Annotated in this window: 14 protein-coding genes; 4 read left to right on the forward strand and 10 right to left on the reverse strand. The window is 64.6% G+C overall.

Annotation, left to right across the window (positions count from 1 at the left end; genetic code table 11):
* The coding region (locus tag VNN77_13890; GenBank protein HXG52483.1) for a peptidoglycan-binding domain-containing protein at positions 1-475 on the reverse strand (475 nt) is incomplete at its 3' end.
* A 278-nt stretch (positions 476-753) separates the two neighbouring features.
* Here VNN77_13890 and VNN77_13895 point away from each other — a divergent pair.
* The 3 genes from VNN77_13895 to VNN77_13905 are packed head-to-tail and all read left to right on the forward strand — an operon-like array spanning position 754 to position 2,336.
* The gene (locus tag VNN77_13895; protein HXG52484.1) at positions 754-1,185 is read left to right on the forward strand and encodes a PAS domain-containing protein; all 432 of its coding nucleotides are present in this window, start codon (positions 754-756) and stop codon (positions 1,183-1,185) included.
* Positions 1,186-1,227: 42 nt separating this feature from the next.
* Complete coding sequence (locus VNN77_13900) at positions 1,228-1,725, forward strand: MgtC/SapB family protein (GenBank protein ID HXG52485.1); 498 nt, start codon at positions 1,228-1,230, stop codon at positions 1,723-1,725.
* Complete coding sequence (locus VNN77_13905; GenBank protein ID HXG52486.1) at positions 1,722-2,336, forward strand: TIGR00730 family Rossman fold protein; 615 nt, start codon at positions 1,722-1,724, stop codon at positions 2,334-2,336. The genes VNN77_13900 and VNN77_13905 overlap by 4 nt, the downstream gene beginning before the upstream one ends.
* An 8-nt stretch (positions 2,337-2,344) precedes the next feature.
* Here the strand turns inward: VNN77_13905 and VNN77_13910 are convergent, their stop codons facing one another.
* Positions 2,345-3,394, reverse strand: a complete 1,050-nt coding sequence (locus VNN77_13910; protein HXG52487.1) for a tripartite tricarboxylate transporter substrate binding protein — start codon at positions 3,392-3,394, stop codon at positions 2,345-2,347.
* Positions 3,395-3,600: 206 nt separating this feature from the next.
* Between VNN77_13910 and VNN77_13915 the strand changes: the two genes are divergently transcribed.
* Entirely contained in the window at positions 3,601-4,620 is a 1,020-nt protein-coding gene (locus tag VNN77_13915) for a DUF2235 domain-containing protein (protein HXG52488.1), read from the forward strand.
* 136 nt (positions 4,621-4,756) lie between these two features.
* On the opposite strand, the gene aroG is transcribed toward VNN77_13915, so the two are convergent.
* The 8 genes from aroG to VNN77_13955 form a co-directional block, all read right to left on the reverse strand.
* Positions 4,757-5,836: a 3-deoxy-7-phosphoheptulonate synthase AroG gene (aroG, locus tag VNN77_13920; GenBank protein HXG52489.1), complete on the reverse strand. Its 1,080-nt coding sequence runs from the start codon at positions 5,834-5,836 to the stop codon at positions 4,757-4,759.
* Between the two features lie 218 nt (positions 5,837-6,054).
* On the reverse strand, positions 6,055-7,446 hold the full coding sequence (asnS, locus tag VNN77_13925; protein ID HXG52490.1) for an asparagine--tRNA ligase: 1,392 nt from the start codon (positions 7,444-7,446) through the stop codon (positions 6,055-6,057).
* A gap of 144 nt (positions 7,447-7,590) precedes the next feature.
* Positions 7,591-9,000 carry an ATP-binding protein gene (locus tag VNN77_13930; GenBank protein ID HXG52491.1) on the reverse strand — a complete coding sequence of 470 codons (1,410 nt, stop codon included), beginning with the start codon at positions 8,998-9,000 and terminating at the stop codon, positions 7,591-7,593.
* 255 nt (positions 9,001-9,255) lie between these two features.
* A complete protein-coding gene (locus tag VNN77_13935) occupies positions 9,256-9,894 on the reverse strand; it encodes a protein-methionine-sulfoxide reductase heme-binding subunit MsrQ (protein ID HXG52492.1) in 639 nt (212 codons plus the stop codon).
* An 88-nt stretch (positions 9,895-9,982) separates the two neighbouring features.
* On the reverse strand, positions 9,983-10,909 hold the full coding sequence (gene msrP, locus VNN77_13940) for a protein-methionine-sulfoxide reductase catalytic subunit MsrP (GenBank protein ID HXG52493.1): 927 nt from the start codon (positions 10,907-10,909) through the stop codon (positions 9,983-9,985).
* Positions 10,910-11,328: 419 nt separating this feature from the next.
* Positions 11,329-11,538 carry a hypothetical protein gene (locus tag VNN77_13945; protein ID HXG52494.1) on the reverse strand — a complete coding sequence of 70 codons (210 nt, stop codon included), beginning with the start codon at positions 11,536-11,538 and terminating at the stop codon, positions 11,329-11,331.
* A 75-nt stretch (positions 11,539-11,613) separates the two neighbouring features.
* Positions 11,614-12,381 (reverse strand): monofunctional biosynthetic peptidoglycan transglycosylase, encoded by a 768-nt coding sequence (gene mtgA / locus VNN77_13950; GenBank protein HXG52495.1) that lies wholly within the window; start codon positions 12,379-12,381, stop codon positions 11,614-11,616.
* The gene (locus VNN77_13955; GenBank protein ID HXG52496.1) at positions 12,362-13,432 is read right to left on the reverse strand and encodes an A/G-specific adenine glycosylase; all 1,071 of its coding nucleotides are present in this window, start codon (positions 13,430-13,432) and stop codon (positions 12,362-12,364) included. Before VNN77_13955 ends, mtgA begins: the two co-directional genes overlap by 20 nt.
* Positions 13,433-13,457 lie beyond the last annotated feature (25 nt).

Consider the following 13,457-nt stretch of genomic DNA (forward strand, 5'->3'; position numbering starts at 1 on the left):
TTCCGGCGGGCGAGTCGGACGAGCCCGCCGAGGAGCCGCCGAGCTCCAGCTTCGCTGCGGTCTCCGCGCCGAGCGTTCCGGTGGCCCTCAGGCCGTTCGAGCGTTGAAACTCCATGAGCGCGTCGCGGGTTTTCTGTCCCATGACGCCGTCGATCGGACCCGGGTCATGGCCTTTTTCCTTGAGCGCCTGCTGGAGCTGCCGGACTTCTTCCCGGCTTGCGGCCAGGCGCCCGCCGCGGGACTGCTCGGCCGGGCCGCGCTCCGGTTCCCGCGCGGCGCCCGGCGACGGCGTCTGACCTTCCCGATTGCGCTGGCCTTGAGTTCCGCCAATGGAGCTGTCCTCGCGCTGGCTGCTTCCAGGTACGTCTTCAGGCCCCTTCGTCCCGGTGCCGGCAGACTGTGCCAGGACCACGGCAGCGCCGAAGCCCATTCCCGCCGCCGCCGCGAAGAACGTTGAAAGTAATCGCTTCTGCATCGTGACCTCCGTTCCGAAGAATTTTCGGACGCGCCCGCATCCCAGTTAAGCAATGCCCGTGCCCCTCAAGGCAGCGCAGTGTTTTCGGCCGCCGGCGAGCCCATTTGTCGGGTAAGGGCATGCTTTGTCGCCGAAACCCTACAGTTGAATCGTCCACCGGTCGGCGATATCCCTTCGCCGGTGCGGCTTGCCTATCCTCTGCCGGTCGGCTATAGGTCAGACTTGCGCGCTGTGCCTTCCCGCGTCTCACGCGATGAGTCGCCGGAAAGGCGACTGCAATGAGCACGACCACGAGCTCCGTGGACTGGGAGTATTTCGCCCGACTGGCGGGCGACGCGATCGTCGGCGCCGACGCCCGGGGCAAGATCTTCTTCTGGAACGCCGCCGCGGAACGTGTTTTCGGCCACTCGGCGGAGGAAGCACTCGGCCAATCGCTCGACCTCATCATCCCCGAGCGTTTTCGAGCCCGTCACTGGGAGGGATACCGGCGGGTCATGGAAACGGGCAAGAGCCGCTACGGGAGCGAAGTGCTTCGTGTTCCCGCGCTGCACAAGGAGGGCCGGCAGCTCTCGATCGCTTTCACGGTCGTGCTGCTCGACCCCCCGGCGAGCGAGAGCAGGGTCATCGTCGCCGTCGTGCGTGACGAAACCACGCGCTGGAACGAAGAACGGGCTCTGCGCCTGCGCCTGAAGCAGCTCGAAGGCGCGTGAGCCCCGCTGCCGCCGCCCTGCGGCCGGCGCGATGCTGACCGGATGTTCGAGAATATTTTTCAGGATCTGAACGCGGGCCTGCCGGACGGCGAGCGGGCGGTCATCCTGCTCGGGCGCCTGATCTTCGCGATGGTGCTCGGAGCGATCGTGGGCCTGCAGCGGGAGCGCAAAGGAAAGCCGGCAGGGTTGCGCACCCATATGCTGGTGGCTCTCGGGGCCGCCCTGTTCGTGATCGCGCCGGCCGAGTACGGGATGGGCAACGAGGAGCTGTCGCGAGTGGTTCAGGGGCTGGTTACCGGAATCGGGTTTCTCGGAGCGGGAGCGATTCTCAAACTGGAGGAGAAGCGGGAAGTCGAAGGGTTGACGACCGCCGCCGGTATCTGGATGATCGCCGCCGTCGGAGTTGCGGTGGGACTGGGCCGCGTCGGGCTGGCGGTGGTGAGCACGCTTCTGACCTGGGTGACGCTGGCGTGGATCGGAAGAATGGAAAACTATATCAACCGCGAATCGCAATCGGAGCCGGAGGAACGCGCCGAGTGAATCGCGACGGAACGCGTTCGGCGCTCGGGAGGAAAAACATCTGCGTGTTTGCGGGATCGCGCCGCGGCTCCCGCCCGGAGTACGTCGCGGCTGCGCAGGAGCTCGCGGCGGAGCTGGTTCGGCGGGGCTACGGCCTGGTGTACGGCGGCGGGAACGTGGGCCTGATGGGAGTGCTGGCGGATGCCGTGCTGGAGCGAGGCGGGGAGGTTATCGGAGTGATTCCGGAGGCCTTCATGGATCTCGAGGTCGCCCACGGCGGTCTCACCGAGCTGCGGGTCGTCGGCTCCATGCACGAGCGGAAGGCCGTCATGGCCGAGCTTTCCGAAGGTTTCATCGCCCTGCCCGGAGGCGTCGGAACCATGGAGGAGTTCTTCGAGGTCCTGAGCTGGGCCCAGCTTGCGCTGCACCACAAGCCGTGCGGGCTGCTCAACGTGGAGGGCTATTATGACCGCGTGGTCGATTTTCTCGATCGCGCCGTCGAGCAGGAGTTTCTCAAGCCGAAACACCGAGCCCTGCTGATCGAGGCCGACCGCCCGGCGCCCCTGCTGGACGCATTCGAGCGCGTCATGGCGGTGTCGGCGACCCGGACTTTCGATCGCGCCAGGACCTGATCGCGGTTCTACTGAACGAACAGTTTCTTGATCTGCTCGATCACCTCGGGGGGCTGCGACAGCACCTCCCTGGCCGTTTTCTGCAGCTCTTCCCCGCGGTTCGGCGTCACCACGATGCGCAGCTTCTTGGCTTCCGCCAGCAGGTCCGGGTCCTTCACGACCTTGTCGTAGGCGGCGCGCAGTACCGCGACGCGATCCGGCGGCGTGGCCGGGGGGGCCATCAACGGGCGCGCCCATTCCCCGCCCTGGAGCATCGCCTCGGCGACCCGCCGTTTGGTCGCCGGCGTCTTGTACTCGTCCATCAGCTCGTAAACGGTCGGCGCCTCGGCGATGCGCTGGTCCCGCTTGCGGCCGCTCTGTGCGAGGAAACGGACGAACTTGTTCTTGTGCCAGGTGAGAAAGGGCTCGCGGCTGAAGTAGGTGGAAATCGTCAGCCCCATGCACGCGACCTCGCCGCGCTCGAGGGCGATGGCGATCTCGCTGCTACCGGGATAGCCCGTGACGTGGGTCACCTTGGCGCCGATGGTCTCTTCGAGGATTTTCGACATCACGTAATCGGAGCTTCCCACCCCCGTGGACCCGCACTTCGGCGGCTCCTTCGAGCGGATGATGTCGCCGATCGATTTGAACGGAGCGTCGGCACGGCCGAAGATCGTCATGTCGTCGTTCTCGAGCGACCCGATCCACTGGAACTTGACGAGGTCGAACCGCACCTCCTTTTGCCCGGAAAGCTGGCTGAGGTAGACGTTGTTGTGCGGCGCAAGCAACGTCAGCCCGTCGGGCTTGGCGACGCTCCACACGTAGTTGGCCGCGGTCACCGACCCCGCCCCGGGCATGTTCTGCACGACGACGTCCGGGTTTCCCGGGATGTATTTGCCGATGTGGCGCGCGACCAGGCGAGCCGCCCGATCGTAGCCGCCCCCCGTGCTCAGGCCCACGATGATCCGGATCTGCTTGCCCTTGTAGAAGTCGCTTTGCGCTCCGGCCCGTTCCGGGGATGCGAGCCACAGGAGCAGAGCAGTAAAGGCGCCGATGCAGCCGAGATTGAGCTTGTTCACGAGCGATCCCTTCCCGCCGGCCGTGCGAACCGGACGCGTGGATTCAAGAGAAGCCAGACGGTTGCGGCCGGACCATTGTTGTGCGGCAATATACCCGGGGGGCCGTGCTTGTCAAGTCCCGGCTCCTGCCGCAAAGCGCTACCCGACCGGCTCGGACCGCTGTAGAATAGCGGCCGCTCCGGCGACACCGGGGCAGGAGGGGTGGAATGAAGAGGATCGTCCTTTGCTTCGACGGCACGTGGAGCAAGCCGGCGGACGAAAATCTGCCCGCGGACCGGCAGGTCGAGACCAACGTCCGCCGCTTCTTCGAATCGGTGCAGGAGCGCGACGCGCGCGGCGTCCGGCAGGTGAAATGGTACGATCAGGGAGTCGGGACCGAATGGTACGACCGGTTCGTGGGCGGCGCCTTCGGGGTCGGCCTGGAGCTGAACATCATCGAAGGCTACAGGTATCTCGCCACGGCGTACGAGGAGGGAGACGAGGTCTACGTCCTCGGCTTCAGCCGCGGCGCCTACACGGCCAGAAGCCTCGTCGGCATGATCCGCAACTGCGGCTTGATCCGGCCCGAGCACCTCGGGTTCCAGGTCGGGGTGGCTTACGGCATTTACCGGACGCGCGACGACGGTCCGGATTCGGTTGCGGCGAGGTTGTTCCGCTCGATGTTTTCCCGGCCGATCGCGATCAAGTTCCTCGGAGTCTGGGATACCGTGGGCGCCTTGGGGATCCCTCTCGACATCCTCAGGGAGTTCAACATGGAATTTTACGAATTTCACGACACCAAACTGAGCGCCATCGTGGAAAACGCCTGCCAGGCGATCGCGATCGACGAGCACCGCAAGGACTATGACGTCTGCCTGTGGGACCCGGAATCCCCTCCCGGGCAGGCGCTGGAGCAGAGATGGTTCGTGGGCGCGCACTGCGACGTCGGCGGAGGTTACCCGGATCGCGGCCTGTCCGATATCGCGCTCGGGTGGATGCAGGACCGCGCCGCGTCACTGGGGCTCGCGCTGGAGCGCGTCGAGGCGCGGCCGGACGGCTACCTCGCCCCCTTCACCGATTCCTACCGTGAATTTCTCCGCGGCTTGTACGCCCGGAGAAAACCCCGGCACTATCGTGCGATCGGCAGCACCCGATTCGGCAACGAGGTCGTCGACGAAAGCGTGCAGCGGCGCCGCCGGAAGGACCGCACGTACGAACCGCAGAACGACGGTCTGCCGAAGCTCTAGCAGGTCGTTCCCGACACGGTCCCGGGACCGGGCCCGCGGCTTCCCGCGTCGCAACGCGCGGCATGCTCACTTGGCCCGCTCCCGTCCAGGCAGCTTGGGTTCGATGCCCGTCTCGCGCCGCTGAAAAGGAGGGCGCTTATTCGTTGTCGTTTTCTGCGGCGAGCTTGAGGCGGCGCTTGCGCACGGCGTCGGCAAGCACGTCGAGAAGCGCCCGGCTCTCCTGCCACCCTACGCAAGGATCGGTGATGCTGAGCCCGTAGACGAGCTCCTTTCCAGGGAGCAGATCCTGGCGGCCGGTCTTGAGGTGGCTCTCGATCATCACGCCGATGATGCGCTCCTCGCCTGCAGCGATCTGGCTCGCGACCTCGCGCCCGACATCGATCTGTTTCAACGGGTCCTTGCCGCTGTTGCCGTGGCTGAAGTCGATCATGATGCGCGCGGGGATCCCCGCCTCGCCGAGGCTCTTCGCCGCCGCCGCGACGCTGGCCGGATCGTAGTTGGGCTGACGGCCGCCGCGCAGGATGATATGGCAGTCCTCGTTGCCCATCGTGGAGACGATCGCGGAGCGGCCGGCCTTGGTCACCGAAAGGAAATGGTGCGGCGCCTGAGCCGCGCGGATCGCGTCCAGAGCGATGCGAACGTTGCCGTCGGTGCCGTTCTTGAAGCCCACCGGGCAGGACAGCCCGGAAGCAAGCTCCCGGTGAACCTGGCTCTCGGTGGTACGGGCGCCGATCGCCCCCCACGATACCAGGTCGGCGATGTACTGGGGGGTGATCATGTCGAGGAACTCGCAGCCCACCGGGAGGTTCATCTCGTTGATATCGAGCAGCAGCTGACGCGCGATCCGCAGGCCGTCGTTGATCTGGAAGCTGCCGTCGAGGTGCGGGTCGTTGATCAGCCCTTTCCACCCCACGGTCGTGCGCGGTTTCTCGAAATAAACGCGCATCACGATGAGCAGGTCCGCCTCGAGCTGCTCCTTGGCCGCCCGGAGCTTCGAGGCGTATTCCTTGGCCGCCTTGACGTCGTGGATGGAGCACGGGCCGATGATGACCAGAAGGCGGTCGTCCGCGCCGTGCAGGATGCGGTGGATCGCCTGTCTCGTCTCGAAAACCGTGCGCGCCGCGTTTTCCGTAATCGGGAAGTCGCTGAGGACCTTATCGGGCGGCAACAGCTCCTTTATCTCTCTGATCCGAAGGTCGTCGGTCCTGTACGGCATGATGTTTTAGACTCTGAATTCCCGGATATTTCCGCCGATCGGTCGCCTCCGCCTCCAATCCCGGAAAGGGGCAGAAAAAACACGCCAATTCGCCGGCTGCAGGGAATGCAACATTATACAGCAGGAACCGGCGCGTTCAACAAAGCCCGCTGAGGCCGGATCGGCTTATCCGGGGGCAAGTCGTGCCGGAAATCGCCCGGAGGGGCGGCGGTCGGCGGTTAAAAATCCGCGTTGCCGGGGGTACGGGGAAAGGGGATGACGTCGCGAATGTTCTTCAATCCGGTCAGATACATCATCATGCGCTCGAGACCGAGGCCGAAGCCCGAATGGGGGACCGAGCCGAACCGGCGCAGGTCGAGGTACCACCAGTACGCTTTCTCCTCCAGCCCGCTTTCCCGCAGCCGCTGCCTCAAAACATCGTGCCGCTCCTCACGCTGGCTGCCGCCGATGATCTCGCCGACCCGGGGCACAAGCACGTCCATGGCCCGCACCGTCCTGCCGTCGTCGTTGAGACGCATATAGAAGGCCTTGATTTCCTTGGGATAGTCGGTGACGATCACCGGTTTCTTGAAAACCTCCTCGGAAAGGAAGCGCTCGTGCTCCGTCTGCAGATCGGCGCCCCATGAGACGGGGAATTCCCACTGCCTGCCCGAACGCTCCAGCTCCCGGATCGCATCGGTATAGGTGATATGGGCGAAGCGGGACTCGGCCACGTGTTCCAGCGTGGCGAGCACGTTGTTGTCGATCCGCTCGTTGAAGAACTCCAGGTCTTCACGGCAGTGCTCCAGGACGTAGCGGATCGTATGCTTCAGGAACTCCTCCGCCAGCGCGCGGTCGCCGTCGAGATCGCAAAAGGCCATCTCCGGCTCGACCATCCAGAACTCGGCCAGGTGGCGCGGGGTGTTGCTGTTTTCCGCGCGGAAGGTCGGACCGAAGGTGTAAACCTTGGAAAAGGCCAGCGCGAAGATCTCGGCTTCCAGCTGCCCGCTGACGGTGAGATAGGCAGGGCGGCCGAAGAAATCCCGCTGCCAGTCGATCCTGCCTTCCTGATCGCGAGGCGGGTTGCCGAGATCGAGCGACGTCACCGCGAACATCTGGCCCGCGCCTTCGCAATCCGAGGTGGTGATGATAGGTGTCTGGACATAGAGAAAGCCGCGTTCCTGGAAAAACTGGTGGATCGCGAAGCTCAGAGCGTTGCGCACGCGGAAGGCGGCGCCGAACGTGTTGCTGCGCACACGCAGGTGCGCGATTTCGCGGAGAAACTCGAGCGAGTGCCCTTTCTTCTGGAGCGGGTAAGCCGCGGGGTCGGCGCCGCCGTAGAGGTCGATGCGCTCGACCTTGAGCTCGACCGCCTGGCCCCTGGCCGGAGAGGCGACCAGCGTCCCGGTGGCTGCAATGCTGCTGCCGGTCGTGAGCTGCCTGAGCGTCTCCTCCGGCACGACCCCTCCCTCGGCAACGAGTTGCATGCTCTTGAAGCGCGAGCCGTCGTTGAGCTCGACGAAGGTCACGCCTTTGGAGTCCCGGCGCGAGCGCACCCAGCCGCGCAACGTCATCTTCGTGCCGATCGGCGCGGCGTAGGCCTCCTTGACCGTGAGCGAGCTGGGATCCATAAGGGCAAGTATCGACGAAACCCCTGGAAAGTCAACGGTCTTTCCTCGATTCGCCTTTCGAGAACAGCGCCTGCGGAAAGCGTCGAGGCGCCGGATGGAAGCCTCGTACGCGACGTGGCGGCGCCGGTTCATGTTTCCCGAGGGCTAAACCGATGCCAGCGGAAGGACGACGGTGAACCTGCTGCCCTTGCCGAATTCGCTTTCAACCGAGATCGAGCCTCGCTGCAGCTCGACGATTTTCTTCGTGAGCGCGAGGCCGAGGCCCGTACCCTGGTAGTGGCGCCCGGGGCCGGTGTCCAGCTGCTCGAATTTGCCGAAGATGCGGGGGAGATCGTCCTCCCGGATGCCGATCCCGTCATCTTCCACCTGCAAGCGCAGGTCACCGGCCTCGTCGGTTTGCCACGATATCCGCACTTCGCCACCTTCGCGGCTGAATTTCACCGCGTTCGAGACGAGGTTGTAGAGGATCTGCTTGAACCGGGTCTGATCCAGGACGACGCGGTCCAGCCCCGGAACCGGTCGAACCGCGATCGTGACCCGTTTTCTCGCGGCGAAGGGCTTCATGATCGCGCAGACCTGGTCGACGGCGGTTTTCAAGGGGAACGGCTCGGGTTTCAACTCCAGCCGGTCCGCTTCGACCCTGGCGAGGTCGAGAATGTCGTTGATGAGGTCGAGCAGGTGCCGGCCGCTGGCGAGGATGTCGTCGAGATACTCGCGCTGTCGGGGGTTGAGGGGACCAGCCTTTTCGTCGCGAATCAGCTCGGTGAAACCGATGATCGCGTTCAGAGGGGTCCGGAGCTCATGGGACATGTTGGCGAGGAAATCCGATTTCACCCGATCCGAGTGTTCGGCGCGCTCCTTCGCGCGGCGCAACTCGGCGGTGCGCTCCGCCACCGCTTCTTCCAAGGTGGCGTTAAGCTTGCGTATTTCTTCCTCGATGAGCTTGCGCTCGGTGATGTCCAGGGTGACTGCAACCACGATGACCCCGGCTCGGGCCATGCCGGGCTCGTACCAGACGGCGTAATGGCGCTTCACGCCGGCGGCACCCGGCTCCGGCAGCGCCAGCTCGTAGTGGACTCGTTCTCCGCCGAAAGCACGTTGCAGTTGCGGCTGCACCCGTTCCTCATAAATGTTGCCGAGGGCGGCGGCCACCGGCTGCCCAACGAGACGATCGGCGTCGGATCCCAGAGCGGCCGCGTACGCCGGGTTCGCGTAGAGATAGCTGTGCTTCGCGTCGATGATGGCGAGGCCAACCCGCGCCGTCTCGGTGATCGCGCTCAGGCGCAGCTCGCTTTCGCGCAGCGCGGACTCCGATCGCTCCCGGGCTTCGGCCTCGGCGGCCCACCGGTTTAGCTGGCTTCGCAATGTAAGGTAAAGCAGCGCGGCGGTCACGGTGACGAAAGCCCATCCCTTGTAGGTTTGCGCGATCGAAAGCGTAGCCGGGTCGGAGACGAGGGAAAACAGGAGGCGATCCGAAAGCAGGATCCATAGCACCGCGACGAGCCAGTAAAACAGGCTCGTCCGCAACGTCACTCGCGACAGCTTGTCTTTCATGTGTCGATCGGCCGCCGCGGCGAAGAGTCAGCGGCCCACAGGCTCCGAGGCGCGCAATAACGTCCGCACGAATTCGATCCTGTCACCCCGGGCAAAGGATATCACAAACCAGGCCGTTCGCGTAAAACAGCGGACCCAGGGGAGGGGTCGTGACGGATCGGCGCACAGCGAAACCGGGCATCAAAAGACCGAAGCCGCAAGCGCCGTTTTTGCCGGAGGCCAAACCCCGGGACGCGAAGGAGAGCCCTGCGCGGCTCAGGGTGCGGAAGTGGTGCGCTCGGGACGGAGTTCCGCGGCCGGGGCGGGGCGTCGGCGCGCGGGACGCGCCGCGAGCAACCGGAAGACGAGGCGAAACCCGAGGAGAAACGCCAGCACGATGCCGTACCGGAGAGGGCGGCGGACGTCGGCTTTGACGAGCCAGTAGAAATGGATCACGCCGGCGGCGGCGGAGACGTACACCAGGTAGTGCAGCTGCTGCCAGCGGCGGCCAAGGCGGCGGACCATGGCGGCGGTCGAGGTCACAGCCAGCGGAATCATCAGCGAAAAGCCGATGAAGCCCGCGGTCACGTAGGGACGTTTGACCACGTCTCTGGCGATTCGCTCGAAATCGAAGAAATGATCCAGGACGACGAAGGTGGCGAAGTGCAGGCAGGCGTAGAAGAACGCGAACAGGCCGAGCATACGGCGCAGCTTGACGAGGTCGTTCCAGCCCGAGATCCTGCGAAGCGGCGTGACGCTCAGCGTCAGGAGGAGAAAGATCAAGGCCCACGAGCCCGTGAAACGGGTGATCGCCTCGATCGGGTTCACGCCGAGATTGTCCGACGCGCCATCGTAGAGCAGTTGCGTGAACGGAAAGAGGCAGGCGAGAAAAACCGCAGGTTTCAAAAGCTTCAAGTTCGAGCCGTGCCGAGCCGCTGCGCGGCGGTCAAAAGGTTCAAATCGTTCAAGCCGTTCAAAGCGCAACGGTCTTTGAACCATTGAACTAGTAGTATTTCTTGAGATCCATTCCTTTGTACAGGTGCGCGACCTGATCGGCGTAGCCGTTGAACATGAGGGTCTTTCGCCGGAAGAATTCTCCGATCCGTCGTTCAGTCGCCTGGCTCCAGCGCGGGTGATCGACTTCGGGGTTGACGTTGGAATAAAAGCCGTACTCCTCCGGCTGCATGAGATTCCACGCGGTCGGCGGCTGCTTCTCCACGAAACGGATCCGTACGATCGACTTGATGCTCTTGAAGCCGTATTTCCACGGCACCACGAGGCGGATCGGAGCGCCGTTTTGCGGCAGCAGGATCTCGCCGTAAAGCCCGACGGAGAGGATGGTCAGGGGGTGCATGGCCTCGTCCATGCGCAACCCCTCGCTGTAGGGCCACTGGAGCACCGGATACCTCTGCCCGGGCATGCGCTTCGGATCGTAAAGCGTCAGGAACTGCACGTACCTGGCGTTGCCCGTCGGCTCGACCTGCTTGATCAGGGCGCTCAGCGGAAAGCCGACCCACGGAATGACCATCGACCACGCCTCGACGCAACGCATGCGGTAGATTCTCTCCTCGAGCGGCGCCAGCTTCATGAGCGCGTCGATATCGTAGGTCCTGGGCTGCCTGACCTCGCCGTCGACGACGACCGTCCAGGGCCGCGTCGTGAGGTACTTCGCGTTTCGCGCCGGATCGCCTTTGTCGGTGCCGAGCTCGTAGAAGTTGTTGTAGGTGGTAATGTCCTTGAACGAGTTTTGCTTTTCGTTCGTGCTGTAAGGGCTCTTTCTTAGATCGGGGAGCTTTTGCCCGGCCGTCGCGCGTCCGCCGGCGAGAAAGCTGCCCGCGGCGGCCGATGAGGCGAGAATGAACTGCCGCCGGTTCAGGTAAAGCTCCTTGCTGGTGATCTCGGAGGGACGGATATCGCTGGGCTTCTTGATGAGCATCAAGCTTCTCCTCCCGGGTGCCGCGGTCGGCCGCGCAATCCCGCGTGGTTTTCGCCCGGACTTCGCGGTTGCGGTCGACGCGGGACGCGATGGCGCCTGTGCGCCGCCTCCGAGCGCGTATCGATCAGGACGCTTCCATCAAAGCCCGCGCTTGACGACGCCTCGTGTGTGCCTGCCTCTTCAACTCTCCGGGATTGTCCCTCGCTTCGCAGGCTCGACAGCGGACCTGGATCCCGACGTCCGGGCTTATTTTACGGCTGCCGCAGCGACCGGTCCAGAGGCCGTAGCCTGGGCGCACACCGATATAAAAACCAGAAACCACCCCCTGGACGCAAGAGCGAGCGCTATCGGTACCGGGCACCCGGCGGGCAATCGTGCGCGGAACCGTAAACGCTCGCGGCAGAGAGGCCTGCTCAGTGGAGAAAGCGGTTTGCGAGCGGCTCGCTGTTCGGGTCGTAGAAGTCGCCCAGACGAGATCCGTTCCTGAGGATCTGGATCAAAGCCTGCCGCGCGATCTCGTATCCTTCCTTGTCGCTGTCGGAGTATTCGAAGGCAACCTCTCCGGCCGCCGCGATCAGCTCGCTCAAGGTCGCTGCAAATCCCGCCGCATTGGACTTCAGCATGGGTCCGGACCCCGTCCTTTCATCCTTTTAGACGTTTTTCAGATAGAAACCGTTCAGCGGGGCGGCTTGTCTCTTTCAGGGTGCGGTGCCGGCGGGCCAAGCGGGCGAGAAGCCGTCGTTTTTTTTGAGTAACGGCGTTTCTTTCAGAACGGCGTAGCTGGCCTCGCTGATGTGCCCGACGCGCGCCATGCGGCTCAAGATGAGGTTGCGCCGAAGGAGAACCCCTTTCTCGCGCCATTCGCGAGGATTCGGCAAGAGCGCCGCCAGCGTCGCGCCCTCGACTTCGTCGAGGGCCGAGGCGGGTTTGCCGAAATAACGGTGCGCCGCCGCCTCGGCGCCGTAAACGTTCGGTCCCCACTCGACCACGTTGAGATAGAGCTCGAAGATCCGCCGTTTGGAAAGCGCGCGCTCGAGCCGCCAGGCGATTACGATCTCCCTGGCCTTGCGCAGCGGATTTTTCGACGGGCTGAGATAGAGATTGCGGGCGAGCTGCATGGTGATCGTGCTCCCGCCCCGCCTGAAGCTCAACGTCTCCCAATCCTTTTTGAACGCCTCGCGCAGCTCGTTGAGGTCGACCCCGCTGTGACTGAAGAACGCCGCGTCCTCACTGAGCAGCACGGCTTTTTTCAGGTGCTCGGAGATCGCGCCGTACGGCACCCAGATCTGCTGGCGCGGCCTGTGGATTTTCTTTTCACGGTACTCGCGGTCGCGCAGCTCCATGAGCGCCGTGGTCCGGGGGTTTTGCCGCCGAAGCGGCGCTACGTCCGGCAGCGACGCGTAGAAGTAAAACAGGAGCGCGGCAAAGGCCGCGAGCAACAGGCTCTTAAGAAGCACTCTCTTCATAGCGCGTCGCAAGAGCCGCGGCCTTCGCGGTCATGGCCGAGATCGCCTCCCGCCGCAGGCTTCGCGGCGTGAACCAGCGCCAGCGGCCGTCGGGAGGGTCCAATCGATCGGACGGGCCAGCGGAGAACAGGAAAACCGGAGCGACGATGCGCCGATCGGTTATCGTGTGGCGAAAAGCTCCGATTCGGCGGCACGAAGGCAGGGCTCCTCCGAGGCCGGAGAGATGACGGCGCAGAGTTTCAGCGACCGTTTCGCGACCCGATCTTTCCCCGCCCGGAAACTCCCAGAGGCCGGGAAGGATTCCCTTGCGGTCGCGCCGCCGGAGAAGCCATTTGCCGTCGTGCCGGATCACCGCCAGAGGCCATGTGACGTGCCGGAAACAACGGGAACGAGACGGCGGGCGCACACGACCTCTCGCGGCGGCGAAGCGACACTCGACCGAAACCGGGCACGCCGGGCAACGCGGCCTGCTCGGCACGCAGATCGTCGCGCCCAGGTCCATGAGAGCCTGATTGAAATCCCCCGGGCGGCGCCTCGAAATGAGGCGCCCCGCGGCGCGGCGCAAGGAGCGCTCACCGCGGATTTGCAGCGCCCGCCCGAGGACGCGCCGGGCGTTGCCGTCGAGGGCTGGAATCGGGCGGTCGAAGGCGATGCTGGCGATCGCGGCCGCCGTGTAGTCGCCGATGCCGGGCAGGGAGCGGAGCGCTGCGTATTCGGAAGGCAGCTTTCCCGCAAAGCGGCGGCCGATTTCCCGGGCCGCCCGGCAGAGATTTTCGGCGCGGCGATAATAGCCCAGGCCGGACCAGAGAGCCAGGACCCTGCGGGGCGCGGCGCGACGGAGCGCGGCGAGATCGGGCAGCACTCGAAGGAAACGCTCGTAATACGGCACCACGGTCGCGACCTGGGTTTGCTGCAGCATGGTCTCGGCAATCCAGACGGCGTACGGGTCCCGCGTGCGGCGCCACGGAAGGTCGCGTCGGGTTCGATCGTACCATCGCAGGAGCTTCAGGCGAAACTGGAGGGCCAGCGGCTTCGGCATTCGTGCGGTCAAACGGCTTTCGGCGGCACGGGTACTT

Source organism: Candidatus Zixiibacteriota bacterium, from assembly GCA_035574315.1.
Classification (GTDB): domain Bacteria; phylum Desulfobacterota; class Binatia; order UBA9968; family UBA9968; genus DATLYW01.